Annotated in this window: 26 protein-coding genes; 21 read left to right on the top strand and 5 right to left on the bottom strand. The window is 63.4% G+C overall.

What is annotated here, in order from left to right; all coding sequences use genetic code 11:
* The first annotated feature begins 12 nt into the window (after positions 1–12).
* Together purE and FHE74_RS04345 are read left to right on the top strand one after the other, a co-directional pair.
* Positions 13–513: a 5-(carboxyamino)imidazole ribonucleotide mutase gene (gene purE, locus FHE74_RS04350; protein ID WP_139465281.1), complete on the top strand. Its 501-nt coding sequence runs from the start codon at positions 13–15 to the stop codon at positions 511–513.
* The gene (locus tag FHE74_RS04345; RefSeq protein WP_139465280.1) at positions 513–950 is read left to right on the top strand and encodes a YdcF family protein; all 438 of its coding nucleotides are present in this window, start codon (positions 513–515) and stop codon (positions 948–950) included. Before purE ends, FHE74_RS04345 begins: the two co-directional genes overlap by 1 nt.
* On the opposite strand, the gene FHE74_RS04340 is transcribed toward FHE74_RS04345, so the two are convergent.
* Positions 947–1,609 carry a TIGR03089 family protein gene (locus FHE74_RS04340; RefSeq protein WP_139465279.1) on the bottom strand — a complete coding sequence of 221 codons (663 nt, stop codon included), beginning with the start codon at positions 1,607–1,609 and terminating at the stop codon, positions 947–949. The two genes, FHE74_RS04345 and FHE74_RS04340, sit on opposite strands and share 4 nt — an antisense overlap.
* A gap of 82 nt (positions 1,610–1,691) precedes the next feature.
* On the opposite strand from FHE74_RS04340, the gene FHE74_RS04335 reads away from it, so the two are divergent.
* Together FHE74_RS04335 and crtI are read left to right on the top strand one after the other, a co-directional pair.
* Entirely contained in the window at positions 1,692–2,579 is an 888-nt protein-coding gene (locus tag FHE74_RS04335) for a phytoene/squalene synthase family protein (protein ID WP_139465278.1), read from the top strand.
* Positions 2,576–4,135 carry a phytoene desaturase family protein gene (crtI, locus tag FHE74_RS04330; protein WP_139465277.1) on the top strand — a complete coding sequence of 520 codons (1,560 nt, stop codon included), beginning with the start codon at positions 2,576–2,578 and terminating at the stop codon, positions 4,133–4,135. Before FHE74_RS04335 ends, crtI begins: the two co-directional genes overlap by 4 nt.
* On the opposite strand, the gene FHE74_RS04325 is transcribed toward crtI, so the two are convergent.
* Positions 4,132–5,745, bottom strand: coding sequence for an LCP family protein (locus FHE74_RS04325; RefSeq protein ID WP_139465276.1), 1,614 nt, complete (start codon positions 5,743–5,745; stop codon positions 4,132–4,134). The genes crtI and FHE74_RS04325 overlap by 4 nt on opposite strands.
* 101 nt (positions 5,746–5,846) lie before the next feature.
* Between FHE74_RS04325 and FHE74_RS04320 the strand changes: the two genes are divergently transcribed.
* From FHE74_RS04320 to FHE74_RS04310, 3 genes are all read left to right on the top strand, one after another.
* Positions 5,847–6,827, top strand: a complete 981-nt coding sequence (locus FHE74_RS04320) for a glycosyltransferase family 2 protein (RefSeq protein ID WP_139465275.1) — start codon at positions 5,847–5,849, stop codon at positions 6,825–6,827.
* Positions 6,828–6,905: 78 nt separating this feature from the next.
* The gene (manB, locus tag FHE74_RS04315; protein WP_139465274.1) at positions 6,906–8,000 is read left to right on the top strand and encodes a mannose-1-phosphate guanylyltransferase; all 1,095 of its coding nucleotides are present in this window, start codon (positions 6,906–6,908) and stop codon (positions 7,998–8,000) included.
* 314 nt (positions 8,001–8,314) lie between these two features.
* Complete coding sequence (locus tag FHE74_RS04310) at positions 8,315–8,563, top strand: WhiB family transcriptional regulator (protein ID WP_173405502.1); 249 nt, start codon at positions 8,315–8,317, stop codon at positions 8,561–8,563.
* Between the two features lie 15 nt (positions 8,564–8,578).
* Here FHE74_RS04310 and FHE74_RS04305 read toward each other — a convergent pair whose 3' ends face one another.
* Complete coding sequence (locus FHE74_RS04305; protein ID WP_180339674.1) at positions 8,579–9,028, bottom strand: metallopeptidase family protein; 450 nt, start codon at positions 9,026–9,028, stop codon at positions 8,579–8,581.
* A gap of 100 nt (positions 9,029–9,128) precedes the next feature.
* On the opposite strand from FHE74_RS04305, the gene FHE74_RS04300 reads away from it, so the two are divergent.
* From FHE74_RS04300 to manA, 4 genes are all read left to right on the top strand, one after another.
* Positions 9,129–9,560, top strand: a complete 432-nt coding sequence (locus FHE74_RS04300; RefSeq protein WP_425456322.1) for a DUF3499 domain-containing protein — start codon at positions 9,129–9,131, stop codon at positions 9,558–9,560.
* Between the two features lie 58 nt (positions 9,561–9,618).
* Positions 9,619–10,992, top strand: coding sequence for a phosphomannomutase/phosphoglucomutase (locus tag FHE74_RS04295; protein ID WP_139465270.1), 1,374 nt, complete (start codon positions 9,619–9,621; stop codon positions 10,990–10,992).
* 9 nt (positions 10,993–11,001) lie between these two features.
* Entirely contained in the window at positions 11,002–12,006 is a 1,005-nt protein-coding gene (locus tag FHE74_RS04290) for an acyclic terpene utilization AtuA family protein (protein WP_139465269.1), read from the top strand.
* A 64-nt stretch (positions 12,007–12,070) separates the two neighbouring features.
* Entirely contained in the window at positions 12,071–13,240 is a 1,170-nt protein-coding gene (gene manA, locus FHE74_RS04285; protein ID WP_139465268.1) for a mannose-6-phosphate isomerase, class I, read from the top strand.
* Here the strand turns inward: manA and FHE74_RS04280 are convergent.
* The gene (locus FHE74_RS04280; RefSeq protein ID WP_139465267.1) at positions 13,237–14,025 is read right to left on the bottom strand and encodes a hypothetical protein; all 789 of its coding nucleotides are present in this window, start codon (positions 14,023–14,025) and stop codon (positions 13,237–13,239) included. The two genes, manA and FHE74_RS04280, sit on opposite strands and share 4 nt — an antisense overlap.
* Before the next feature lie 156 nt (positions 14,026–14,181).
* Here FHE74_RS04280 and FHE74_RS04275 point away from each other — a divergent pair, with 156 nt between their 5' ends.
* From FHE74_RS04275 to secA, 9 genes are all read left to right on the top strand, one after another.
* On the top strand, positions 14,182–14,535 hold the full coding sequence (locus FHE74_RS04275; protein WP_139465266.1) for a DUF4259 domain-containing protein: 354 nt from the start codon (positions 14,182–14,184) through the stop codon (positions 14,533–14,535).
* Between the two features lie 74 nt (positions 14,536–14,609).
* Positions 14,610–16,049, top strand: a complete 1,440-nt coding sequence (gene ahcY / locus FHE74_RS04270) for an adenosylhomocysteinase (protein ID WP_139465265.1) — start codon at positions 14,610–14,612, stop codon at positions 16,047–16,049.
* Positions 16,049–16,651 (top strand): dTMP kinase, encoded by a 603-nt coding sequence (locus FHE74_RS04265; protein WP_139465264.1) that lies wholly within the window; start codon positions 16,049–16,051, stop codon positions 16,649–16,651. Before ahcY ends, FHE74_RS04265 begins: the two co-directional genes overlap by 1 nt.
* Before the next feature lie 30 nt (positions 16,652–16,681).
* Positions 16,682–17,380, top strand: a complete 699-nt coding sequence (gene mtrA / locus FHE74_RS04260) for an MtrAB system response regulator MtrA (RefSeq protein WP_139465263.1) — start codon at positions 16,682–16,684, stop codon at positions 17,378–17,380.
* Positions 17,381–17,399: 19 nt separating this feature from the next.
* Entirely contained in the window at positions 17,400–18,965 is a 1,566-nt protein-coding gene (gene mtrB / locus FHE74_RS04255) for an MtrAB system histidine kinase MtrB (RefSeq protein ID WP_281279393.1), read from the top strand.
* A 56-nt stretch (positions 18,966–19,021) separates the two neighbouring features.
* Positions 19,022–20,695 carry an LpqB family beta-propeller domain-containing protein gene (locus FHE74_RS04250; RefSeq protein ID WP_246049184.1) on the top strand — a complete coding sequence of 558 codons (1,674 nt, stop codon included), beginning with the start codon at positions 19,022–19,024 and terminating at the stop codon, positions 20,693–20,695.
* Positions 20,696–20,841: 146 nt separating this feature from the next.
* On the top strand, positions 20,842–21,309 hold the full coding sequence (locus tag FHE74_RS04245; protein ID WP_246049192.1) for a ComF family protein: 468 nt from the start codon (positions 20,842–20,844) through the stop codon (positions 21,307–21,309).
* Between the two features lie 167 nt (positions 21,310–21,476).
* The gene (gene hpf, locus FHE74_RS04240) at positions 21,477–22,157 is read left to right on the top strand and encodes a ribosome hibernation-promoting factor, HPF/YfiA family (protein ID WP_139465260.1); all 681 of its coding nucleotides are present in this window, start codon (positions 21,477–21,479) and stop codon (positions 22,155–22,157) included.
* Between the two features lie 145 nt (positions 22,158–22,302).
* Complete coding sequence (gene secA, locus FHE74_RS04235) at positions 22,303–24,849, top strand: preprotein translocase subunit SecA (protein ID WP_139465259.1); 2,547 nt, start codon at positions 22,303–22,305, stop codon at positions 24,847–24,849.
* Here the strand turns inward: secA and FHE74_RS04230 are convergent.
* Complete coding sequence (locus FHE74_RS04230) at positions 24,846–25,244, bottom strand: Rv3235 family protein (protein ID WP_139465258.1); 399 nt, start codon at positions 25,242–25,244, stop codon at positions 24,846–24,848. The genes secA and FHE74_RS04230 overlap by 4 nt on opposite strands.
* A gap of 153 nt (positions 25,245–25,397) precedes the next feature.
* On the opposite strand from FHE74_RS04230, the gene FHE74_RS04225 reads away from it, so the two are divergent.
* Positions 25,398–25,808 carry an HAD-IA family hydrolase gene (locus FHE74_RS04225; protein ID WP_139465257.1) on the top strand — a complete coding sequence of 137 codons (411 nt, stop codon included), beginning with the start codon at positions 25,398–25,400 and terminating at the stop codon, positions 25,806–25,808.

Below are 25,808 nucleotides of genomic sequence, written 5' to 3'. Positions count from 1 at the left end.
GAGAAAACTCGAATGTCACCCCAGGTTGGAATCATCATGGGCTCGGACTCTGATTGGGACACCGTAGCCCCGGCTGCCGAGGTCCTCGCCGAGTTCTCGGTGCCCTTCGAGGTGGGAGTCGTCTCTGCCCACCGCACCCCAGAGAAGATGCTGCGTTACGCCCAGGAAGCGCACAAGCGAGGTATCAAAACCATCATCGCCTGCGCCGGTGGAGCCGCCCACCTGCCCGGCATGGTGGCGGCAGCCACGCCGCTGCCGGTTATTGGTATCCCGCGCGCGCTCAAAGACCTAGACGGCATGGATTCTTTGCTGTCAATCGTCCAGATGCCCGCCGGTGTACCGGTAGCGACTGTGTCCATCGGTGGTGCTAAGAACGCCGGATTGCTGGCTGTGCGCATCCTGGGGGCGGGCGATCCCGAGCTCGTGGAGAAGATGGCGGACTACCAGGCCGAGATGGCCCGTGAAGTCGAGCGCAAGGACGAGCGTCTGCGCGAGAAACTCATGGGTAATTAGTGGCAGTCGTTGTTCTGGGGGCGCAGGTCCGCGATGGCTACCCACGCCCTGTTCTCGCCAGGCGTTTAGAGCGTGCCCTGCACATCGCCCGGGCGCAGGGCCAGAGGATCATCGTCAGTGGAGCCGGCGAGGCACCAGCGATGGCGCGGTGGCTGGGCCAGCGTGGCTTTACCCAGCTACTCATCGAGGATCAGGCACGCAGCACCAATGAGAACTTGGAAAACTCCCAACGCCTAGCTCCCGGGGAGCCACTCATCGTGGTGACCAGCAACTATCACGTGCTCCGCACCCGGTTGTGGGTGTGGCACCTGGGAATAGACGCCCGGGTGGTGGGGGCGACCTGCCCGCCATCGGCGCGTCGTAAAGCGATCGCGCGAGAGACGCTGGCGTTGGCACACTCTGCACTGCGCGTCGGCTGGCGACGCCTAGTGTCCTAGAAGGTCCGCGCAGTCACGCGCTCATTGCCGGCAATGTCCTCCAGGCGCTCGGTCGACGCAGGTCCTGCGACCACGACCGCAGAACCGCCGGCAGCCAGCGGCGCGATCACCTGGGCTTCGAACTCCTCCTGATTATTCCACCCCAGGCTGAGCAGGCGTTCCGCGCTGGGGGCGGGTGCTACCACGCTGGGGAGATCTGGGGCGTCGCCGAAGTACTGGTCGGGATAGAAGCGAACCGTCGGGCCAAAGTCGATGGCCCCGTCCGGCAGCGTGTCTCCGGATTCCTCGATGCCGCGGCCGAATGGGTCACCGGAGACCAGGGAGCATTCCACCCCGGCGGCCTCCCAGGCGGGGTAATTATCCAGCGCACAAAATGCCACGCTGGCCTCCTCTACGGGGCCGGAAGCAAAAACCGGGCGAATGCGGGCCGTATAGCACCCCAAGGCAATAACCACGGCTTGCCAACTCACGGGCAGGTCGATGGCTACGACCGAACCGGGCTCGAGGTCGTGCTCCTCCTCGAGCATCGCGGCGATCTTTGAAGCCCAGTTATCCAAGGTCTGGGCGGAGAAATCCATGCGGGCACCGGTGGCTTCGTTGTATACGGTTAGGCGCGGGGAGGCGGGGTCGCTGTGCAGGAGGTGCTCGAGAAGCTTCATGACGCCCCACCATAGGCGTTTTCTACCGGCCGGTAGCATGAATGCGCACTGAAGTACGTAACTGGCGAGCACAGGAGGGCCAATGGCTGCACGCTCCCCATTGGAGCTATTCAACGCCGCGTCCCACCGAGCTGCCGCGGGAATCATCGGCGAATATTCTTCCAGCTTTTCCCTGGCCACCGCGCTACTACACCCATCGATACGGGCAGACATCCGCAACCTCTACGCCATGGTGCGCATAGCCGACGAGATCGTGGACGGAGCAGCCGCTGGAGCAGGACTTCACCCAACCGAGATCGCCGCTGTGCTCGACGACTACGAGCAGGCAGTCCTGAGCGCACCCCAGCGGCATTTCGATCCCAACCCAGTCCTCCATGCCTACGGCAGAAGTGCTCGCCGGTGCGGTTTCGCCCCCGAGCACGTGCGCGCCTTTTTTGCGTCCATGCGTAGCGACGTCCCCACCGCCGACCAGCCCAGTACTGACCTGAGGACCTACGTTTACGGCTCGGCGGAAGTTATTGGTCTGCTTTGCCTCGCGGTGTTCTTCGCCGACCAACCCCGTCCGGCGAACTTCCCGGAGCTAGAGGCGGGCGCGCGCCGCTTAGGCGCGGCGTTTCAGAACATCAACTTCCTGCGTGATCTGGGTGCTGACACCCAGGAGCTGGGGCGGGAATACCTCTCCGGTACACAAGAAACCCTCGACGAAGACGCCAAGCGGCAAATCATCGCTGGGATCCGCGCTGATCTGGGTGCGGCATACGCGATGATCGGCGAGCTTCCGCTGAGTTCCCGCGCCGGGGTATTGGCTGCCGCGGACTTGTTCAGCGAGCTCACTGACAAACTGGAGGCGACCCCGGCTCGGCAGCTTTATCTCTGCCGAGTACGCGTCTCGCAACCGCGGAAGGCGGTCATCGCTGCACGCGCGCTTGCCCGGGCGCGCCGTAGATCTCTTCGGGGAGGTTTATCATGACTAGCCCACACTCGGTGGTGGTCATTGGGGCCGGAATCGCCGGTCTGGCCACCGCCGCCTTGCTGTCCAAACATGGTTACCGCGTCACCGTTGTGGAAAAGAACCCCACCACCGGCGGCCGTGCCGGAGAGATCACCGTGGACGGTTTCCGCTTCGAGACCGGCCCCTCGTGGTACCTCATGCCCGAAGCCTTCGACCACTTCTTCGAGCTCATGGGGACGAGCACAGAGGCCGAGCTCGACCTGGTTGCCCTCGATCCGGGGTATCGGGTCTTCAGCGAGGATGGCTCGTCCATCGATGTTCCTTTCGGAGCAGAGAACGTCTGCGCTCTCTTCGAATCCCTCGAGCCCGGCGCGGGGCAGCGTCTGCGGGACTACCTCGACTCTGCGCAGCACGTCTACGAGCTGGCCATTCAGCGCTTCTTGTACACCACGTTTTCCTCCCCCGGGGCCTTTGTGCACCGGGAGGTGCTTACCCGCTTGGTCGATCTGGTGGGTTGGCTGAGCACCTCGCTGGCACGCTACGTCGAAAAGCGTTTTAGCGACCATCGCCTGCGGCAGATCCTGCAGTATCCGGCAGTGTTTCTCTCGGCTCGTCCAGAGACTGCGCCGGCGCTGTATCACCTGATGAGCCACACGGATCTCACCCAGGGGGTGCGCTATCCGCAGGGAGGTTTTAGCGCGGTCGTCGCCGCCATCGAAAAGCAGGCGCGGGCGCACAAAGCGGAAATTCGCACAGGCGTTACTGTCACCGCCATTGAGTGCGCGCAAGGGCGGGCCACGGGTGTGCGGGTCATCGATGAAGACGGGGCCGAGGATGTCATCGCGGCAGACGTCGTGGTCTCGGCGGCGGATCTGCGGCACACCGAAACAGCACTGCTCCCCAAGGAACTGCAAACCTATCCCCACAGGTACTTCGAGCGGCGAGACCCAGGGCTATCGACCGTGCTGGTCCTGGCCGGGGTTGCCGGGAAGCTGCCTGAGCTGACGCATCACAACTTGCTGTTCAGCCAGGATTGGCAGCCCGACTTCGACGCGGTCTATGCCGGGGGATCAGCTCTGCGTCCGAGTGGGGCGTCGCGTTCGATTTATGTGTGCAAGGCGTCGGAAAGCGACGACTCTGTAGCACCCGCGGATAGCGAGAACCTGTTTATTCTCGTGCCCGTTGCCGCCGATTGTGCGCTGGGAACTGGGGATGCCTATGAACCGCAGGCGAGCCCCGCGGTGGAGCGCATTGCGCACGAGGCGCTGCAGCAGCTGGGGGAGTGGGCCGGTATTGCAGACTTGGATCAGCGAGTTACCACGTTGCGCACGATCGGTCCGGCGGACTTTGCTCAGCGCTATCACGCCTGGTCGGGCGGGGCGATTGGGCCCGCGCATACGCTGCGCCAGTCCGCGTTTTTGCGGGGGAAGAACAAGTCGGCGAAGGTCGCCAACCTCTATTACGCCGGGGCGACTACCGTCCCGGGAGTGGGCGTTCCGCTTTGTCTGATTTCGGCGGAGAACGTGCTCAAGCGCCTGACCGGAGACACCAGCTCCGGCCCGCTCACACCCTAGTTCACGCAGCGAGGGCCGTTGCCACCGGCGTTGATCTCGGGGGAGACCTCCGCGGCGCCGAAGTCCGCGCCAGGGGTGCCCACGGTTTCGGAGGGGGAAGCCGAGGCGGTTGTGGCGTCTGCTGCGTCTACCGGCTCCTGGGCCGAGGTCGGCCCGGAGTATCCGTCGTGCGTGACGACGATGATCGTCGACGCATCGAGCGAGGCATTGGCCACGACCTCGAGCCCGCCCAGTTGCTGGGCAAGCTCCTGCGCAGCAGGGCTCGAGGGATCGGCGGCCAGAACCTGCGAGGTGGAGTACAAGCCCGGCTGGGCGTTGGCGACCTCGGCGACCTTGACACCGTGTTCCTTAAGCCAGGAGCCGACTCCGCCCGCCATGCCCGAGGTGGATCCGGCGTTGAGGACGTGGACTTCCACGCCGCGCAGCGCGTCGCTGGCCTCGGCGGGTGCGTCGGCTGGCGCGTCTTCAGCAGGGGATTTACTTGCTGCAGCCGCTTCTTCCTTGTCCACGACGAGGTCGTCGAAGAAGTTATGGACCTCCTCCGGGTCGACGGTGATGATCGACTCGCCGTAGTCGCCAACTCCATCCACGGAGGTCACCGGGATGGTGCTGAAGGTGACGTTGCCGCCGGCCAGGTCGGAAAGCTGGGTGGCAAAGGAGGCGATGTCCCATCCCTCGTCGATGACCACGGAGCGCTCCACGGCGTCTGCCATGTTCGACAGCTTGGATGGGTTGGTCAGCGTTCCAGTGGACAACACCTTATTGACCAGAGAGGCCATGAAGGCCTGCTGGCGCACGATGCGGTCCAGGTCGCCGCGCGGAAGGCCATGGCGTTGGCGCACGAAGGCCAGGGCTTGGTGGCCGTCCAGGCTCTGCCGGCCGGCGTCGAATTGTGCGCCCGAGTACGGGTCGTCCACGGCCTGGTTGAGGCAGACATCCACCCCACCGACGGCGTCGGTGAGTAGGACGAATCCGTTGAGGCCCACCTCCGCATAGTGGTCTACATCGACGCCGGTCAGGCGGGACAGAGCGGTGATCAGTCCAGTGCGGCCGGCCTGAATGGACTGCTCTGCGATCTCCTTTTCGCTCGCCCCTTGAGCTGCGAGTTCCTCCGCCTTGTGCTGCTTGTGGGCCCCATAGACGCCGTTGATCTTCATGTTCCCGAACTCCGGGTCCTTGACGTAGGTGTCGCGGGGGATCGACACGGCGGTGGCCTTGGAGCCATCCGCGGGCACGCGCACGATCATCATCGTGTCCGTGTTTTCCTCACCGTCGGCCACGCCGGCGTTGAGCCTGGCCAGTTCCTCCTCGCTGAGCGGGTTGCCCTGGGCGTCGGTGCGCGAGTCGGTGCCCACCAGCAGGATGTCGAGCGCGCCATCGGCCAGCTTTTCCTGGCGCTTCTTGTCGCCACCCAGGGCGAGGTTCGAGGCCGAGGCAATGTCGTTGCCGAGCCGGCCGACCGTGGCGTATCCAATGCCGGATACCGCCAGCACCGCCGCCGAGAGCACGGTCAGGCCCACCTTTATCGGAGCTGGGCCATGCTGGCGCAGCGAGCGGGCTGCGCGCGGCGCCGGCTGAATGTCACGAACGTAACGGCGGTGATCGGTCACGGTACGGCTGCTCTTCCAAGTATTCGGCGGGTAGCGGGGCAAGAACCGCAACGTGCGAGCTCGCCCGCGCTGAGAGTGAGAGTTGTTAGGCAGTTTAGGGCATGAGAGCCGGAGCGCTCGAAATTCTCGGTGCGCCGCACCGGGCGGGGCGTCAGGTGCCTTGTAGCATCGACCGCATTGTGACTCAGAATGCCTCGAAAACCTCCGGCCACTCCTCAGGCCCTGCCTTAGGAGTGGTCACGGTGACCTATTCGCCCGGTAAGCACCTGACGGCCTTCCTGGACTCGTTGGCTGCGGCCACCACCCGCGAGGTGGAGGTGGTGCTGGCAGACAACGGATCCACTGACGGTGCCCCGGAACGCGCGGCAGAGCTGCGCCCAGAGGTCAGCCTCGTTCCCACCGGCGGCAACATCGGCTACGGTGCGGCGATGAACGCCGGCGTCAAGGCGTTGCAGGCCAGCGACGGCGAGTTCGTGTTGCTGTCCAACCCGGACGTCGAGTTCCATGCAGGAGCTATCGACGAACTCCTTGCCTGCGCGCAGCGACACCCACAAGCGGCAGCGATCGGTCCGCGCATCGTGGAGCCCGATGGTTCGACCTACCCCTCGGCCCGCAGCGTACCCACGCTGGGCACAGGCATCGGCCATGCGCTGCTCGCCCCGATCTGGCCGAACAACCCTTTCTCAGCGCGCTACCACGCAGACCAGGATATGGAGTCAGAGCGCGCTGCAGGCTGGCTCTCGGGTTCGTGCTTGTTGGTGCGTCGAGAAGCATTCGCTCAGGTCGGAGGGTTTGACGAGAGCTACTTCATGTACATGGAGGACGTTGACCTCGGAGACCGCTTCGGGCGCGCCGGGTGGAGCAACATCTACTGCCCGCAGGCGAAGATCTCGCATGCGCAGGGGCATTCCACAAAGGCTCACAAGTCATCGATGGTCCCGGCGCACCATGCGAGTGCCTTTAAGTTCCAAGCGGATCGTCACGTGGGTGCCGCCTGGTGGCCGCTGCGGGCAGCGCTGTGGGCAGGGCTGAAGCTGCGATCTGGCCTAAGCACCCGCCTTGCCCGGCGAGCCGGACGTTAAATCCGCCGGTAATCGAATTACATTGCTAGAGATACAAGCCGCATACATCCAGATAGACCGGAGAGGCGAAAGAGTCGGATGACAAGCAATCCCGAGACCAGCACGCGTGATGTGGATGCCGTGATCTTGGTGGGAGGCCGAGGCACACGCCTGAGGCCGTTGACGGTGAACACTCCGAAGCCGATGCTTCCTACCGCCAACTACCCGTTCCTGCAGCACCTGCTTGCGCGCATTAAGGCGGCGGGCATTACCCATGTGGTGTTGGGCACCTCCTATAAGGCGGAGGTCTTTGAGGAGTACTTCGGCGACGGCTCTCAGATGGGCCTGGAGATCGAGTACGTCGTGGAGACGGAGGCACTGGGCACCGGCGGTGGCATTCGCAACGTCTACGACCGCCTGCGCAGCGAGACGGTCATGGTGTTCAACGGCGACGTGCTGGCTTCCACCGACCTGAATGCGGTGCTGGATACGCACTACAGCAAGCAGGCGGACCTGACCATGCACCTGGTGCGCGTCTCCGACCCGCGCGCTTACGGCTGCGTGCCCACCGACTCCAACGGCAACGTGACGGCCTTCCTGGAGAAGACCGAGGATCCACCGACGGATCAGATCAACGCAGGCTGCTACGTCTTCCGCCGCGAGCTCATCGCGGAGATCCCGGAGAACCGCGTCGTTTCCGTCGAGCGCGAGACCTTCCCGTCCATTCTGCAGTCTGGGCGAAAGGTGGTGGGCCACGTAGATACCGCCTACTGGCGCGACATGGGGCGACCGGATGACTTTGTACACGGTTCCGCTGACATCGTGCGCGGCATCGCGGATTCCCCGCTGGTGGAGGGACGAACTGGCGAGTCCATCGTCGACGAGACCGCGGGCGTGGCCGGCGGCGTGCTTCTGCTGGGCGGTACGTCCGTGGGGCGGGGAGTGGAGATTGGTGCCGGTTCCCGCATCGACGGTTCCGTCATCTTCGACGGCGCGACCATCGAGCCCGGTGCCCAGATTCGCGATTCCATTGTGGCGGCAGGTGCTCGGATCGGAGCAAACGCGCACATCAGCGACTGCGTCATCGGCGAGGGGGCGTCCGTAGGTGCACGCTGCGAACTCCAGGGGGGAATGCGCGTGTGGCCCGGGGTCTCGATCCCGGATTGCGGTGTTCGCTTCTCGACGGACGCCTAAGCGTTTCCCACCCCTTGGGTCGGCAACCACAAGATGTAGTACCCCCGGTTGCTGCCCCCAAAGCGCGCCCAGTGTTACTCGTGTGACTTGAGTTAACTTTAACCTGCTGATTTATCAAAATGCCGCCGATAACCTCGCATTCGGGTTGACGATATTTAGTGGTGACGGGTTTAATCACAGTCGTGTAACTCACCCGCCTCCTCCACGGGGCGGGCTACGAGTAACCTGGCGAGACCAACGGGCAGCTGCAGAAAGGACAAGGCGTGGAAGATATGGCGGGCGGCGCTATTCTCCGTGGCGGAGCTGCCGCGCAGATGTCCCTCGATGAGCTCTTTGGTGCGGTAGAGCAGGAGTGGCAGGACCAGGCCCTCTGCGCACAGACCGACCCGGAAGCATTCTTTCCTGAAAAGGGCGGATCGACTCGCGAAGCCAAGCGAATCTGCCAGGCCTGCGCTGTGCGTGATGAGTGCCTGGAGTACGCGTTGGAGCACGACGAGCGCTTCGGTATCTGGGGAGGCCTCTCTGATCGTGAGCGGCGTCGTCTGAAGCGCCAGATCGGCTAGCGCAGACAAGCCTTCTTAAAGCTCAAAATCGGGGTCAATATCTCGGGGGTCGAGATTCATGTGGGTGGCGGTAAGCGCCGTGATCACCCACGTCAGTAGCTCCAGCTCCTCAGCCGGCGTAGTGCAGCGCTGTTGAATGGGCTGACGAAATACCACCATGCGTGCCCGGGTAGGGCGACCGTGCGCGTCCACGCCGGCCGGCAAGACGCGGCCGAGTGGAACGGGGCCGTCTGCAGCGATGTCATCAGGCAAAACGGTGGAATCTGCGCTCAGGCGCATGCGGGGGATAACGTCCACCGCGATGTCCAGATTGGCCAGCTGGTCCGCGAAACGTCGATGGATCGGCGCGTAGGCCTGTAGTACGCGGACGTCGAAAAGCTCCGAACGCGTGCGAAAGCGCGGGACGGATTGGGGCAGCAATGGGCCCCGAATTCCTCGGCCGCGACGGTCTCTCGACGTTCTCATGTGCACGATGTGTACTTTAAGCCGACCGGGGAGCCGCAATTTCCAGCCACGCCGATCGCTAAGCCAAGAAATCTCAATGCTGGGTTTAGACTTGCGGGCTGTGAATCAGTTCCGCCGATGCTCCCGCCCAGGCTGCGGCAAACCTGCCGTAGCGACGCTGACCTACGCTTACGCGGAGTCCACTGCCGTCGTGGGGCCACTTTCTCCCACGGCGGAACCCCACAGCTGGGATTTGTGCGAACACCACTCGGGCCGTATCACCGCCCCGCGCGGATGGGAGCTGGTGCGCGTGACCGACGTGGACCTGGACGACGAAGAGGAGCTCACCGCCTTGGCCGAAGCCGTGCGTGAAGCGGGACGGGTGACCAGTGGGCTGGTGGACATCGACGGGGGAGACCCCATCGAGCATCCTCACAACGACGTTGCTGATCCGGCTACCTCGGACCACCCGGTGTTTCGCACGAAGCGACTGGCCGAAGAAAACTCTCAGCGGCGCGCACACCTGCGCGTGGTTCGCTCCCACACCGACTAGACTGCTCCCCCATACACGGCCTAAAAAACCGGGAACTACTCAAAGGAAGAATGTAATCGTGGCTCAACGCACCCATGAAGCCCTGGCGAACGTGATCAAGGCGTATGACATCCGCGGAGTTGTCGGCGAGAATATCGACGCCGAGCTAGTCAAGGAAGCGGGTGCAGCCTTCGCTTCCATCCTGCGCGGGGAAGGCGAGAAAACCGTCGTGGTGGGCCACGACATGCGCCCGAGCTCCCCGGAGCTCTCGCACGCTTTCGCTGAGGGCGTGTGCGAGCAGGGACTGGACGTGACTTTCATTGGTCTGGCCTCCACCGACCAGCTCTACTACGCTTCCGGCTCGCTCGGCTGCGCTGGCGCCATGTTCACCGCCTCGCACAACCCTGCCAAGTACAACGGCATCAAGCTGTGTCGCGCAGGCGCCAAGCCCGTGAGCACCGCCACCGGCCTGTCGCAGATCACGGACATGCTGGTCGAGGGCGTGCCTACCTTTGACGGGGAGCGCGGAAGCATCAACGAGCGCGACGTCCTGGAGGGTTATGCAGACTTCCTGCGCGAGCTGGTGGACATCAGCTCGGTGCGCCCCCTGGTTATCGCGGTCGATGCAGCCAACGGCATGGCAGGCCACACTGTTCCCGCCGTGCTCAACGGGGAGAACCTGGACATTCGCGATCTCTACTTCGAGCTGGACGGCACCTTCCCCAACCATGAGGCCAACCCGCTGGATCCGGAGAACCTGAAGGATCTGCAGCGCTTCGTCGTGGAGCAGGGCGCTGACATCGGCCTGGCCTTCGATGGTGACGCTGACCGCTGCTTCGTTGTAGATGAGCGCGGCGAGCCGGTTTCCCCCTCGGCAATCACCGCCCTGGTGGCCAGCCGCCACCTAGCAGAAACTCCGGGCGCGACGATCATCCACAACCTGATCACGTCGAAGGCTGTTCCGGAGATCGTGGCCGAGCAGGGCGGCACCCCGGTGCGCACGCGTGTGGGCCACTCCTACATCAAGGCGGAGATGGCTGAGCAGTCCGCGATCTTCGGCGGCGAGCACTCCGCGCACTACTACTTCGCCAACTTCTACAACGCGGATTCCGGAATGCTGGCCGCCCTGCATGTGCTCGCCGCGCTGGGGCACTCGGACGCCCCGCTCTCCGAGCTGATGAATTCCTACGAGCGCTATGCCGCCTCGGGGGAGATCAACTCCACGGTGGACGATCAGCAGGCTGCCGTCGACGCGGTCCTTAAGGAGCTGGAGGCGGACATCGAGTCCGTGGATCGCCTGGATGGAGTGACCGTCGAGCTCAAGGGAACCCCCGCCTGGTTCAACCTGCGCGCCTCCAACACCGAGCCGTTGCTGCGCTTGAACGTTGAGGCCCCGACCGAGGCTGAGGTCCAGGAGATTGTCACCCGTGTATTGGGAGTCATTCGGCGCTAGTCTGGCGCTATGGACTCAGACCTGCCTTATGACGCACCGGCTGCCGGGTATGACCCGGAAGCGGTGCGTTTTTTCGACGTCGCGCATGAGGGCGCGCAGATCAGAGCGATCGCGGAGGCGGCCTCCGATCAGGGCATCCTTTCGACCCTGCGAGGCATACAACCACGCAGCGTGGTCGTTGTCGCCCCGGCAAGTGAAGCACAGGCGTGTGCGAGGTTGGCCTGCGCGCTGCGGTCTCCCTTGCGTGTACCCGTCGTTATTTCCGACGTCCTCCCCGCCTACGTCGGAGCCTTGGACGTGGTGGTCGTGCTCTGCGACGCTGCCGATGACCCGGAAGTAGCACACGCCGCGTTGAGCGCAGATCGCAGAGGCGCGACCGTGGTCATCGCTGGTCCGGCGCGCGGTCCCATCGTGGAGGACTTCCCAGAGCGGGCTTTGACCATCCCGGCTCTTCCCACGACTGCTTCGTTTTCTCCGCTGCGCGCGTTGGTCACCGTCGTGAGTGTGCTGGACCTGCTGGAAGACGCGGAGCATCTGTGCACGGATTGCTTGCTCAAGACCGCCGAGTGCGTCGATGAGGAATTGTCTAGCCTGGCTCCGGATAAGGACGTCAGCATCAATCCGGCGCGTCAGTTGCGAGAACAACTCGAGGGCGCGCGCATCGTTCACACTGGAGTGGACCACCTCACGCAGACGGTCGCCCACGTGGCTTCTCAGCTGCTCACGGCAGCGGGTCTGACCGGCGGGACCGTGGACCAGGAAGCCCTGCCCGCTCTGTGGGAGCGCGAGCCCAGCTCGCAGCAGAGCATCTTCCACGATCCCTTCCTGGACGGGCCGGATACTCTGCTACCGTTAAAGGTCATTGTGTGGGGTGTCGACACCACCAGCGCACCTAACGCGTATGCCGTCCGCGTAGATGGGGCATCGCGCAGCGCCGCCACGTTGGATGATGCGGCGCGTTTACTTGTGCGCGCACTCGCAGCGGGTGTGTACACCCTGCCACTGAACGATTAACGCCTGTGCACTGGCACGGGTGACGTCGATAAGCCCACCGGCGAGGAAAGGACTACCCACCACCATGCAGCACCTACACGGAGCGCTTCGTTACTACCCTTGGGGTTCGCGCACCATGCTGGCGAAGCTTCGGGGAATCGAGGAGCCCAGCCAGCGTCCCGAGGCTGAGATGTGGTTCGGCGCGCATCCCGCTGCCCCGGCGCAGGTCGACGGCGTGGATCTCACCGACATCATCGCGCGGGATCCGGAAGGGGAGTTGGGGGCGCCAATAATCGAGCGCTTCGGCGAGCGCCTTCCCTTCCTGGTCAAGCTCCTGGCTGCCGACCAGCCCCTGAGCCTGCAGGCTCATCCCTCCCTGGAGCAGGCCCGCGAAGGCTTTGCGCGGGAAAACGAGGCGGGACTCCCGCTGGACGCCCCGAACCGAAACTACCGCGACGCCAGCCACAAGCCCGAGGTCATCATCGCGTTGACATCCTTCCAGGCGCTCACGGGATTCCGTCCGCTGGATAAGACGCGGGAGCTTTTCGACGTCCTGGCGTGCCCAAAGCTCAGCCACTACGCCGATATCTTGGACGGCCACACAGCGGAAGATTCTGCAGAAAACGGCGACCTGCGTGCGCTGTTTACCACCTGGCTAACTATTCCGGCCACCACGCGCTCTGAGCTCATTGACTCCATCGTCGAGGCAGCTCAGGCGCACCTGGATCGGGATGACTGGATTGGTGATACGCTGCGCGTTGTCGTCGATCTCAACGAGCGCTACCCCGGTGACCCCGGAGTGTTGGGGGCGCTGTTGCTTAACCTGGTGACTCTCGAGCCGGGAGAGGCCGTCTACACCGAGGCCGGCCAGCTTCACGCCTACGTGCATGGCCTGGGAGTCGAGGTCATGGCCAACTCGGACAATGTGCTGCGCGGTGGGCTCACCCCCAAGCATGTGGACGTTCCGGAGCTGGTGCGCGTCCTGCGCTTCGAGGAAACCATCGATCCGCGTGTCGCCGTGCACAGTGATGGAACCGTGGACGCACCCGCCGCGGAGTTCCGCGTGCAGCGTGTGGACCTTCAGCCAAACGAGTCGCTCACGGTGGCAGAAGACGGCCCGGTCATTGTGTTGTGCGTGGCCGGAGAACTCTCGGGGGCACAGGCTGCAGAGGCGCTGTGGATCTCGGCTCAGGAGAGTGCGACCGAGCTCACTGCGGGCCCCGAGGGCGCGCAGGCGTTCAAGGTGACGGTCTAAGAACCTGACTTCAGCCCGAACGGCCACCACGCAGGAATGGTGGCCGTTTGCTTGTTTTCTACCGGCTGTTCCTCACGCGCGGGCTGGGTAGGCTGAGCGGTCTCGGCTGGTGACTGCGTCGGGGTGGGCGCCTGGTAAGGAGCCTGGCTGGGGGCGGGCTCCAACACGGGGGGCTGCGGCAGATCCTCGATCCGCGGGGCTTCGATTTCGCTCGGCAGACCCGGTACTGGCGGCAGCGGAAGCACGGGCTGTTCGGTCGGTGTCTGCTCAGGCGTGGTTGGGCCGCTCTCTGTGGGCTGCTGAGCTTCAGACGTCGGCGTGCCGCTCACCGTAGGAGTCGCCTGGTCGGTGCTGGGCTGCTGCGTCGGTGAGACGGGATTCTGTTGAGTAGGCTCTGCGCCCGTGCCACTCTGCGTGCCCACGATGTTCTCGGGACGGTAGACGGTCGTCGGCGCAGACTGCCGTGGTGCAGCAGCGATAGCGTTGGGCGCCAGGTAGGGATCGTCTTGCGCAGGGGCGGCAAAGTTGGAGGGGCCAGAGGGTTCTCCAGCGGCCTCGTTGCTGCCTGTCGACTCCGCGTTAGAGGATTCCGTCTCGGTCGTCGCGCTCGTGCGCGATGTGCTCGACTCGAGAGTTCGGCTTGCGCTACTGGTGACTCCGCCGTTAGAGGCGGTGTGATCGACGGCAGTGGGAGATCCAGCACGCCAGACACCCACCGCGAGAGCAAACGCGGCGAGCAGTCCCACGATCACAAAGATCAGGACATTGCGGGTCTCTGATTTCACCGGGATGTACGTCCTCACTCAGGTCTCGAATGTCACAACTCGATAACAAGGTAACAGATTTTTTGCCCGGTGCACATAGATTGCAATGGCGCAGAGCAGAAGTAGGCTCAGCTCTAGTAAGACGTCTCTTAATACAGTCCTGCAAGGAGAACGCAGATGAGTACGTGGGATTCGGAAATTTTTAACGACGACGCGAACGAGGAGTTCCTCGCCGAATTGGATGGGCTCCCGGAGGACGACATCGTGGAGGCTGTTCGCGATGCGTGCCTGCTTACGCTCAAGCAAGGCAACGTCTCCGCCGAGGAAGAGGCGAATGGTCTGGCCGCTGCCACCATCGCCGCGATTTGGGCGGGCGCGCCGTTCTCGGCGGCGGAGATCGTCGATACGCATCCCTTCATCCGCGACCTGATCGGCAGTGCGGACGCTGAGCTGTGTGAGGCCGCGGCACAGGTACTCGAGACCGCCGAGACGGAAACGGACATCGATCAGTTCATCGAAGCCGTTTCCTAGCCAACCCGATAGAGTGGGCGGAGTTCACTAACAAGACTCACTTCCTCTAGCCCGCAAAGGAGCGCTCACTCACTATGGCGAAAGAGATCGACTTTAAGGTCGCTGACCTCAGTCTCCACGAGGCAGGACGCCACCAAATTCGGCTTGCGGAGCACGAGATGCCGGGGCTGATGGCGCTGCGCGAGGAATACGCAGACGAGCAGCCACTGGCCGGGGCGCGCATCGCTGGGTCGATCCACATGACCACGCAGACGGCCGTGCTCATTGAGACCCTGACGGCCCTTGGTGCTGAGGTTCGTTGGTCCTCCTGCAACATCTTCTCCACCGAGGATGCCGCAGCGGCCGCCGTGGTCGTGGGTAAGAACGGAACCCCAGAAAACCCGCAGGGTGCGTCCGTATTCGCCTGGAAGGGTGAGACCCTGGACGAGTACTGGTGGTGCGTGAGCCAGATTTTCGACTGGGGCGAGCGTGAGCCCAACATGATCCTGGACGATGGCGGCGACGCCACTATGGCCGTGATCAAGGGCCGTGAATTCGAAAACGCCGGTGCCGTGCCGGCGGACCAGCCCTCCGATTCGGATGAGCAGAAGGCCTTCTTTGCCATGCTGCGCACCAAACTCGCTGAGGACGGCCAGTTCTTCACCCGCATTGCCGAGAGCGTCAAGGGTGTTACGGAGGAGACCACCACGGGCGTCCACCGCCTCTACCACTTTGCCAACGAGGGCACCCTGCCGTTCCCGGCCATGAACGTCAACGACGCGGTGACCAAGTCCAAGTTTGATAACAAGTACGGCACTCGCCACTCCGTGATTGATGGTCTCAACCGCGGCACCGACATGCTCATCGGTGGCAAGCGCGCACTGGTGTGCGGATACGGCGACGTGGGCAAGGGCGTGGCCGAGGCACTGGACGGTCAGGGAGCCAACGTTAGCGTGACCGAGGTCGATCCGATCAACGCTCTGCAGGCCATGATGGATGGCTTCGACGTGGTCACGGTGGACGACTTCATCGGCAAGGCCGACATCGTGATCACCGCCACCGGCAACAAGGACATCATCTCCTTCGAGCAGATGGAGAAGATGAAGGACCACGCGGTGTTGGGCAACATCGGTCACTTCGACAATGAGATCGACATGCACTCGCTGCTGCATCGCGACGATGTCACCCGCGTGCAGATCAAGCCTCAGGTCGACGAGTTCACCCTGCCCAACGGCAAGTCCATCATCGTGCTCTCGGAAGGTCGCCTGCTCAACCTGGGCAATGCCACCGGGCACCCCTCCTTTGTGATGTCTAACTCGTTTGCGGACCAGACGATCGCCCAGATCGAGCTGTTCCAGAAGAGCGACGAATACGACGCGCAGGTCTACCGCCTGCCCAAGCACCTCGACGAGAAGGTCGCCCGCGTCCACGTCGAGGCCCTCGGCGGCAAGCTGACCGAGCTCACCAAGGAGCAGGCTGAGTACATCGGCGTCGATGTTGCCGGCCCGTACAAGCCGGAGCACTACCGCTACTAATGATTTTGGCAGTAGAAGGCGTCGACGGCGCCGGTAAAAACACCCTGGTCACGGCCCTATCCCAGCAGCTGGGGGCCGAGCGTGTGAGCTTTCCGCGCTACAGCGAATCCCTGCCGGCGCACCTGGCGCAGGAGGCCCTGCACGGGCGCATGGGAGACCTCACGGACTCGGCCTACGCCATGGCCACCCTGTTTGCCCTGGATCGTGCTGGTGCGCGCGAGCAGCTGCTCAGCTATGCGGGTTCTCCGGACAAGGTGATCATCCTGGATCGCTACGTCGCCTCCAACGCGGCGTATTCCTGGGCTCGGACGGGAGACGAGGGCATCGTGGAATGGGTAGCCGACTTGGAGTTCTCGCAGATGGGGCTGCCCAAGCCTGATCTGCATGTGCTCTTGGCCACCGCTCCGGAAGAAGCCCGCCGGCGGGCGCAGCGTCGAGAAGCCACTGATAACCGACAGCGTGATCGCTACGAAAAGGACGCCGGGCTCCAGGACCGCACCTTCGCGGCCTATCAAACCCTGGCGCGGCGAAACTGGATGTCGCAGTGGGTGGAGACCTCCAACCCGGACGAGGTGGCCGCTAGACTGGCAGAGATTAGATAGGTAACCGTTTTTCGAGGGAAGGAAGCGGCCGTGGCAGCAACGATTTTGGTGGTCGATGACGATCCCGCAATCTCCGAAATGCTCACCATCGTGCTGGAGGCGGAAGGGCTCAAGCCCGTTCCGGTCATGGACGGTGGGGAGGCCGTGGAGGCTTTCCGTAAGCACCAACCGGACCTCATCCTTCTGGACCTCATGCTGCCTGGCATGAACGGCGTGGACATTTGCCGCGCGATCCGCACGGAGTCCTCGGTGCCGATCGTCATGCTCACGGCCAAGACGGATACCGTCGACGTGGTTCTGGGCCTGGAATCTGGCGCGGATGACTACATCACCAAGCCTTTCAAGGCGAAGGAACTCATCGCGCGCATCCGCGCTCGCCTGCGTCGCACCGACGATCATGAGCCGGCCGCAGAGATTCTCGAGGTGGGCGATCTGCGCATCGACATCGGTGAGCACACCGTGATGCGAGGGGGCGAGGAGATCGGGCTGACTCCGCTCGAGTTCGATCTGCTCCTCGAGCTGGCCCGCCGCCCCGGCCAGGTGCAGTCGCGCGAGGAGTTGCTGGAGAACGTGTGGGGTTATCGCCATGCCTCAGACACCCGATTGGTCAACGTGCACGTGCAGCGCCTGCGCGCCAAGATCGAGAAGGACCCGGACAACCCGCAGATCGTGCTGACGGTGCGCGGCGTTGGCTACAAGACCAACAAGTCAGCGCACGCTAGCAACTAGAGGCACGACGTACACGATTGTGACTACCGTTTTACGTCGCGCCCGGTCGCTGCAGGAGGCTGCCTCCGAGGCCTGGCGGACCTCCCTGCAGGTCCGCGTTATCGGCTCCATATTCGCGGTATCTGCAGTGGTCATGCTGCTGCTCGGATTCGCGCTGGCCAGCATGTTCTCTCAGCGGTTGGTGGACGCGAAGATTGACATCGCCAGCAACGAGATTGATCGTGCCCGTTCGGTCGTGGAGCAACAGGTCAACGCCAGCGGCACGAACGCCTCCTTGCAGGCCCGCCTGAACTCAGCGCGCGCCGCCCTGACCCAATTGCCGCAGCAGCCCAGTGAGGCATCGAGCGCATTCGAGTCGGTGCTCCTGGTCGATCAGTCCAACGGGGGCGTGGTCACGAGCCCGGAGAACTATCGCATCCCGGATGGTCTCCAGCATTTTGTCTCCGAGGGGCAGGTCTCCTATCAATTCGCCGAGACCGAGCGCGCGGATGGCTCCCGCTACAATGCGCTGATCATCGGTACGCCTACTGACTCCGACATCCCTAATCTCCAGGTCTATCTGGTGATGAGCATGGAGAGCGAAGAGGCAACGCTAGCCCTCATGCGCGGTCTGCTCGCCCTGGCCGCAGGTGTTGTGGTCGTGTTGCTCGTGGCCGTGGTGTGGTTGGCAACCCAACAGGTGACCACTCCCGTGCGGGCCGCCTCGCGCATTGCCCAGCGTCTGGCCGCCGGTCACCTGCGCGAGCGCATGGCGGTCAACGGTGAGGATGAGATGGCCCGCCTCGCCCTGAGCTTCAACGACATGGCGGACAAGCTGTCCAACCAGATTCACCAGCTAGAGGAATACGGCGACTTGCAGCGCCAGTTCACTTCTGATGTGTCCCATGAGCTGCGCACCCCGTTGACCACGGTCCGCATGGCAGCAGACCTGATCGCCGCCGATGCCGACGACTTCGAGCCCCACACCAAGCGCGCAACCGAGCTGATGATCCGCGAACTCGATCGCTTCGAGGTGTTGCTCGGGGATCTGCTGGAGATCTCGCGTCACGACGCCGGTGTGGCCGACCTGTCTACGGCGCGCATCGATGCGCGCCAGTGCCTGGAGTCTGCGTGGGAGCAAACCCAGCACCTGGCACAGCAGCTCGACGTGGAGGTGCGTTACGACGTCCCCGAGGAGCCCGTATGGTTTGTCGGCGACTCGCGCCGTATCGAAAGAATTCTGCGCAACCTCATAGCCAATGCTATCGACCATTCGGAACACAACCCCGTAGACATCAAGCTCAAGGCCAACGAGGACACGGTGGCCTACACCGTGACTGACCACGGCGTGGGACTCAAACCCGGGCAGGAGGCCCTGGTGTTTAACCGCTTCTGGCGCGCCGATGCTTCTCGCAAGCGTCACTCGGGCGGTACAGGTTTGGGACTGGCCATTGCCCAGGAAGATGCGGTGCTGCACGGCGGTACTCTCGATGCCGCTGGCACATTCGGCGTGGGCTCGCAATTCCGGCTGGTGCTTCCACGTGAGCCAGGTGACCCGGTGGATAACCCGGCGATTGCCCTGCATGCCCCGGGGGAGGAGCGATGATGGTGAAAAATGCACGTCGATACGCGTGCGCCCTCGTACTTAGCGCAAGTTTGGGATTGAGCTCCTGCGCAACCCTGCCGCACAACAGCGCGCCGCAGGCGCTGCGCACCTTTGAACCCCTACGCGATAAGCCCACCAACCTGGGCCCCACGCCCAACCAGGAACCTGACCTTCTGCTGCAGGACTTCTACTCCGCCTCGGCCCATCCGTCGGGCAACTACGAGGGGGCGCGCTCGTTTTTGGCGCCGGAGATTGCGGATGAGTGGGTGCCCAAGGACGGCCCGCTCGTTGTGGATCGGCTTTTTGTCACCGCGAAGGCTGGCGGGAATGCCAATGAGCGATCGTTTCAAGTTCGCGGGCGGCTGATCGGCAAACTCAGCGATGGGGGAGCCTACCAACCGCAGAACGCCGAGTATGAGGCCACCGTGGTCATGCACAAGGTGGGTGGCCAGTGGCGAATCGCTTCGCTGCCCGGTGAGGTGGTCATCGAGCGCACCGAGCTGCTCAATCACTTCGAGCCTCACTCACTTTTCTTCTTCGACCAATCCGGCAGCACGCTCGTGGCGGATCGTCGCTGGGTCTACGCCGACGAGGAGTCTTTGGACTCGGTGCTCATGACCATGCTCATGGAGGGCCCCAGCAACAAGATCGCCCCCGCGGTCAAGCCCGCTGCTCCGGAAGGGGCTGAATTCGCCGGCAAGGTAGACGGCGTGTACACCTTCACCGGGTTCCAGAGCCTGGATCAGCAGCAGCGCTTGCGTTTCGGCGCTCAGCTGACCTGGACGCTGGCTGGCGCGGATGTGGCGCTGCCCTATGAGGTTGCACTTGATGGGTCACCGGTGGAAGAGGGGATGCACACGCTGACCCCGGACGACTTCGCAGACCTGAATCCGTCGATAGCGGCCACCCAGGTAGCGCCTTTGTACGCGCTCTCGGGTGGGGTTCTGCAGTCGGTATCGTCTTCCGAGGCCACGCCGGTAGCCGGGGAGTTCGGCTCCCTGGGCCAGCTGACGGCGGCCGATGTGACCATCAGCGGGCGAGCCGCCGCAGTCCGCCGGGTCGGCGACAAATCCCAGCTGCTCATCGGTCCGGTGGATGGGCCGGCCACCAAGGTGCTGGAGGACGATTCCATTACTCGTCCTTCGTTCAACCGGGAGGGCAACGCCACGTGGGTGGTCACCGGCAAGGACAAGGTCGTGCGCGTAGTGAATTCCACCAGCGGCAACGAGCTCGTCTCCAACGAGGTGGACACCGCGCAGCTGCTCGACAACACCAACTTCCGCAGTACTAGCGGCTCGATCTCGGAGCTACAGCTTTCTGCCACCGGTGCTCGCGTGGCCATCATCTCCGACGGGCGACTGTTCGTCGGCGTGGTTACCCGCAACACCGCAGGGGCACGCGCGATTGTCAACGTCGAGGAGATCGCGACCGAACTTGGAGGTTCCGCCCTGTCGGTGGAATGGAATCCGGACGGCTCGCTGCTGGTGGGTACCGCAAGCCCGGAGACCCCTGTGTGGCGCGTAGAGCAGGACGGTTCCGCGGCCGTTTCCTTGCCGGCCGGCAACATCTCCGCACCCGTCGTTGCGGTTGCCGCGAGCGCCACGACGCTGTATGCCACGGATGAGCTTGCGGTGCGCCAGCTGCCAATTTCCGGTGCCGGATCAGGTGGTTCGTGGCGCGATGTACCTGGATTGCGCGGTGTGCGTTCGGCTCCGATTGTGGCGGACTAGTGAGCCTCTCCGAACTGGTCTTTCCGCGCCGCTGCGCCGGTTGCGGTCGGGCCGGCTCGGTGCTCTGTCCTCAGTGCCGAAAGGAACTCGGCAATGCGCCGTTTCGCGTTTCGACGACAGTGCCCACCCATGTCCCTGTGTTCGCCATGGGAATGTATGCGGGGGCGCATCGTGGGGTGATCCTGGAAGCGAAAGAGCGCCTGAATCTGGCGGTGCGCCCGTACGTGGGGGCAGTCCTGAGGTCAGGATTGGAATTCCTTATCGCTAGAGGTGACATTGAGCACGACACGGTGCTCGTTCCAGCCCCGACACGCAAGCGCAATGCACGATTGCGTGGGGGAGACCCGGTGGCCGAATACGCACGTAGCTCGGGCTTTGCCGTGTGCGAGGCGCTGCGCTTGAGGTCAACGAGCGCGGACCAATCAGAACTGTCCGCAGCGCAACGACGGCGCAACCTTGCTGGAGCGGTCGAATTGGTCGCGAGCGTTCCTGACCTGCCGATCGTCGTGGTCGACGATGTCGTGACAACTGGAGCCACCCTAGCCGCCTCCGTAGAGCGACTATTAGCGGCAGGGGCACAGGTGCGAGCTGCCATAGCTATTGCCGCGGCGTAGCAATGATCTAGGTGTACCCCCGTTGGTGGTTGGAAGGAGAATTTTTTCCAACCGCACGGTTATTCCCAGATGTATTCTGGGTTACGAAGCCTGGTACGGCGAGAGTCCTCTTACAGGGCAGTCGTACATAGGGTCCGTCTACCAGAAATGGGGAGGTCGTTTTTCTCATGACCACTGCACCGAACGCCGACACGCTGCGTCCCGAGTCCCAGGTCAGCATCACCGGCCGCAATGTAGAGGTGCCCGAGCACTTCGCGGAGCGCGTGAACAGCAAGCTCGCCAAGATCGAGAAGCTGGACCCCACCCTGAGCTTCTTCCATGTGGAGCTCCAACATGAAAACAACCCGTCGCGCGGAGACCGCACTGATCGTCTCCAGATCACGGCAACGGGCAAGGGCCACATCGCCCGCGCCGAGGCCAAAGAGGACAGCTTCTACGCCGCCCTCGAGGTCGCGCTGGGCAAGATGGAGCGCTCCCTGCGCAAGGTAAAAGTTCGCCGTGAAATTTCCCGCTCCGGTCACCGTGCCCCCAAGGGCACCGGCGAGTTGGCTGCGGAGTTGCAGGCCGACCTGAAGGCTGAGGCTGCCGCTGCTGAGCGCAACCGTGGCGAGTTCGACGTTGATCCTTACGAGGATAAGGTCCAGGACGTCGTCCCCGGCCAGATCGTCCGTACCAAGGAGCACCCGGCAACGCCGATGACCAAGGATGAGGCGCTGAGTGAGATGGAGCTCGTGGGCCACGATTTCTACCTTTTCGTGGACTCTGAGACGAACCGTCCGTCGGTGGTCTACCGTCGTCACGCTTTTGACTACGGGTTGATTTCCCTTTCTGAGCCGAAGGAAGCCTAAGGACTTGCCAAGCTAAGTCACAGGTAAAACGTCGCGGCCGTCGGCCCCCGAGCTGGGGCGGCGGCCGCGATGTGCGTACAATGCATGGCTGACCTATGCCTCATGATTGTCATGGGCAACTCCATCCAAGGGAGGACGTAAATCAGTGTTAGGACTCTCCAAACTGCTGCGGGCCGGCGAGGGCCGGACGGTCAAGAAGTTTGAAAAGATCGCCCAGCAGGTTCTTGACCTCGAGGACGAGTACGCCGAGCTCTCGGACGCGGACCTTAAGGCCAAGACACAGGAGTTCCGCTCCCGCTTAGAGGGCGGCGACGACCTGAATGACATCCTCCTCGATGCCTTTGCCACTGCTCGCGAGGCTGCCTGGCGCGTGCTTGGTCAGAAGCACTACAAGGTGCAGGTAATGGGTGGTGCTGCCCTGCACTTTGGCAACGTCGCCGAGATGAAAACGGGTGAGGGCAAGACCCTGACCTCCATCCTTCCGGCGTACCTCAACGGCCTCGCCGGCAAGGGCGTGCACATCGTCACGGTCAACGACTACCTGGCGCGTCGTGACGCCGAGATGATGGGACGTGTGCACCGCTTCCTGGGCTTGGAAGTCGGCGTGGTTAACCCTGATTTGCGCCCGAACGAGCGTCGACAAGCGTATGCCGCCGACATCACCTACGGCACCAACAACGAGTTCGGTTTCGACTACCTGCGCGACAACATGACCCGCTCGCTGAGTGACGTCGTGCAGCGCGGGCATAACTTCGCCATCGTCGACGAGGTCGACTCGATCCTGATCGATGAGGCGCGTACCCCGTTGATCATTTCCGGCCCGGTGGAGGGTTCCTCGCAGTTCTACAACGTGTTTGCGCAGCTGGCGCCGCGTATGCGCGAGGGCCGCCACTATGAGGTGGATAAGCGCAAGCGCACCATCGGTGTCCTGGAAGAGGGCGTGGAGTACGTCGAGCAGCAGCTGGGCATCGATAACCTCTACGCGCCCGAGCACTCCCAGCTGGTCAGCTACCTCAACAACGCGCTGAAGGCGAAGGAGCTCTTTGAGCGCGACAAGGACTACATCGTGCGCTCTGGGGAGGTCCAGATCGTCGATGGCTTTACCGGTCGCATCCTCAAGGGGCGTCGCTACAACGAGGGTATGCACCAGGCCATCGAGGCCAAGGAAGGGGTGGAGATCAAGAACGAGAACCAAACCCTGGCCACGGTGACCCTGCAGAACTACTTCCGCATGTACGACAAGCTGGCGGGCATGACCGGTACCGCCGAGACCGAGGCGGCCGAGCTGCACTCGATCTACGGCCTAGACGTGGTGGCCATCCCGACCAACGAGCCGAACCAGCGCAAGGATCACCCGGACGTGATCTACAAGACGCAGGAAGCCAAGTTCTCCGCGGTTGTTGACGACATCGTCGAGCACGTCGAGGCTGGTCAGCCGGTCCTGGTGGGTACCACCTCGGTGGAGCGCTCCGAGTACCTCTCCGGTCTGCTGACCCGTCGTGGGGTGGACCACAAGGTGCTCAACGCGAAGTACCACGAGGAGGAGGGACGCATCGTCGCCTCGGCCGGTCTGCCGGGTGCTGTCACGGTGGCCACCAACATGGCCGGTCGTGGTACCGACATTGTGCTGGGCGGAAACCCCGAGGTCCTGCTCGACGCCAAGCTCAAGGAGCGCGGCCTGGATCCCTTCGAGGACGAGGAGCGCTACCAGGCGGCGTGGGACGAGGAACTGCCCAAGGCTAAGGAGCGTTCGAAGCGCCTGGGCGATGAGGCCCGAAGCAATGGTGGCCTTTACGTCGTGGGCACCGAGCGCCACGAGTCTCGCCGTATCGACAACCAGCTGCGCGGTCGTTCCGGCCGCCAGGGTGATCCCGGCGAGACGCGCTTCTACCTGTCTATGCGCGATGAGCTCATGGTTCGCTTCGTGGGCCAGCGCATGGAGCAGATGATGAACCGCCTGAACGTGCCGGATAACGTGCCAATCGAGTCCAAGCTGTTCTCTAACTCCGTCAAGGGTGCGCAGTCCCAGGTGGAGGGCCAGAACTTTGAGATGCGTAAGAACGTGCTCAAGTACGACGAGGTGCTCAACGAGCAGCGCAAGGTGGTTTACCGCGAGCGTCGCTCCATCCTCGAGTCTGCCGATCTGAAGTCCAACGTCCGCGCGATGATCGACGACACCATCGATGCCTACGTCCACGGTGCTACTGCCGAGGGCTACGTGGAGGACTGGAATCTCGACGAGCTGTGGCAGGCGCTCGAGCAGCTGTACGGACCGAGCATGTCGTACCAGTCGCTTATCGACGGTTCCGAGTACGGAGCCGCCGGAGAACTCAGCTCCACCGACCTTGCTCAGGCACTGAAGGATGACGCGCACCGGGCCTATGACGAGCTGGAGCAGTCTGTGAGCGCCATCGGCGGCGAAGAGCAGATGCGCAATGTCGAGCGCACAGTGATCCTGCCGATCATCGATACCAAGTGGCGCGAGCACCTCTACGAGATGGACTACCTCAAGGAGGGCATTGGCCTGCGTGCCATGGCCCAGCGCGATCCTTTGGTGGAATACCAGAAAGAGGGCGGCGACCTGTTCCAGGCCATGAACGATGGTGTGCGCGAGGAGACCGTGCGCCAGCTGTTCATGCTGCGTAAGCAATTTGCCCAGCAGGCACAGGCCCCAGAGACAACTCAGGTCTAGAGGACGCGGAAAGCGCTCAGGCGGGGGATTCCCTCAAGGGTAAAGCGCGCGGTGTAGGCAAGCGTTTCAGCTGAACACCGCGCGCTTCCTGTTATCTCCACCTCGTCGCCTGCCGATGGGCAGATGTGCAGAGAATGCAGCGCCACGGGCCCACTAACGCTCAGTGTGCGCCGGCGCATGTGGGCGTGGCGGCGCACAGCGGTGGCGAAGCGTCGCAGCGAAAGGTGCTCCACCGGGCGCACACTGCAGCACACCTCCAGCGCGACCTGGATGAGGGCGCGGGCGAGACGTTCTGATTCTGAAGCCAGGGCCGGTGGAGTCTCGACGACTTTCGGTTCAGGTGGATCGGGGACGATCATCTTGAGGTGAACCGTCCCAGGGATTGGTGCAAGCATGACTCGTTGAATCTCCGTCCTTGAAATTGAGTGACTACAAGGGCGGGGGCTGGCGCCTACTGGGGTAGGTACTATTGTGTCAGCGCTGCGCCGGATTTTCGAGCCGGACCACAGCGAACCTAACCACAAGCGAGCAAAGGATTAGTGGACTACATGCGTGGACTCATCGTCGATTACGTGGGTGTTCTCGACGGCCCCCAGGAGGACCAAGATCGCTGGCGTCGCCTGCTGGCAGCCGTTGCCCAGCAGGATGTGCAGACCGCCATCCTGTCCAACGACCCGGGCGGCCCAGCTGCTGAGCCCATCCGCGAGTGGGAGTACCGCGGAATCGTGGACGCCGTGGTGCTTTCCGGTGAGATCGGTGCGGAGAAGCCGGAGCGGGCAGCTTTCCAAGCTGCCGCGGATGCGGTGGCTCTGCCGCTGAGCGACTGCGTGATGATTGACGACGGCATCCACAACGTCAAGGCCAGCGTGGAGGCCGGCATGGTCGGCATCCTGCATACGGCCTTCGAGCGCACCGCCGTGGAGATCCAGTCCATCTTTGGCATCGACGGGGAGTTCTAA

Origin of the sequence: Corynebacterium tapiri (assembly GCF_006334925.1) — a bacterium.
GTDB classification, from domain to species: domain Bacteria; phylum Actinomycetota; class Actinomycetes; order Mycobacteriales; family Mycobacteriaceae; genus Corynebacterium; species Corynebacterium tapiri.
This window is presented reverse-complemented; position numbering and strand designations above follow the sequence as displayed.

Excerpts from the sequence above, each read along its gene's own strand:
- purE (WP_139465281.1), top strand. The coding sequence starts at position 13 with ATGTCACCCCAGGTTGGAATCATCATGGGCTCGGACTCTGATTGGGAC.
- FHE74_RS04340 (WP_139465279.1), bottom strand. The coding sequence starts at position 1,609 with ATGAAGCTTCTCGAGCACCTCCTGCACAGCGACCCCGCCTCCCCGCGC.
- FHE74_RS04335 (WP_139465278.1), top strand. The coding sequence starts at position 1,692 with ATGGCTGCACGCTCCCCATTGGAGCTATTCAACGCCGCGTCCCACCGA.
- crtI (WP_139465277.1), top strand. The coding sequence starts at position 2,576 with ATGACTAGCCCACACTCGGTGGTGGTCATTGGGGCCGGAATCGCCGGT.
- FHE74_RS04320 (WP_139465275.1), top strand. The coding sequence starts at position 5,847 with ATGAGAGCCGGAGCGCTCGAAATTCTCGGTGCGCCGCACCGGGCGGGG.
- manB (WP_139465274.1), top strand. The coding sequence starts at position 6,906 with ATGACAAGCAATCCCGAGACCAGCACGCGTGATGTGGATGCCGTGATC.
- FHE74_RS04310 (WP_173405502.1), top strand. The coding sequence starts at position 8,315 with ATGTCCCTCGATGAGCTCTTTGGTGCGGTAGAGCAGGAGTGGCAGGAC.
- FHE74_RS04305 (WP_180339674.1), bottom strand. The coding sequence starts at position 9,028 with ATGAGAACGTCGAGAGACCGTCGCGGCCGAGGAATTCGGGGCCCATTG.
- FHE74_RS04290 (WP_139465269.1), top strand. The coding sequence starts at position 11,002 with ATGGACTCAGACCTGCCTTATGACGCACCGGCTGCCGGGTATGACCCG.
- manA (WP_139465268.1), top strand. The coding sequence starts at position 12,071 with ATGCAGCACCTACACGGAGCGCTTCGTTACTACCCTTGGGGTTCGCGC.
- FHE74_RS04275 (WP_139465266.1), top strand. The coding sequence starts at position 14,182 with ATGAGTACGTGGGATTCGGAAATTTTTAACGACGACGCGAACGAGGAG.
- ahcY (WP_139465265.1), top strand. The coding sequence starts at position 14,610 with ATGGCGAAAGAGATCGACTTTAAGGTCGCTGACCTCAGTCTCCACGAG.
- FHE74_RS04265 (WP_139465264.1), top strand. The coding sequence starts at position 16,049 with ATGATTTTGGCAGTAGAAGGCGTCGACGGCGCCGGTAAAAACACCCTG.
- FHE74_RS04245 (WP_246049192.1), top strand. The coding sequence starts at position 20,842 with ATGGGAATGTATGCGGGGGCGCATCGTGGGGTGATCCTGGAAGCGAAA.
- hpf (WP_139465260.1), top strand. The coding sequence starts at position 21,477 with ATGACCACTGCACCGAACGCCGACACGCTGCGTCCCGAGTCCCAGGTC.
- FHE74_RS04230 (WP_139465258.1), bottom strand. The coding sequence starts at position 25,244 with ATGCTTGCACCAATCCCTGGGACGGTTCACCTCAAGATGATCGTCCCC.
- FHE74_RS04225 (WP_139465257.1), top strand. The coding sequence starts at position 25,398 with ATGCGTGGACTCATCGTCGATTACGTGGGTGTTCTCGACGGCCCCCAG.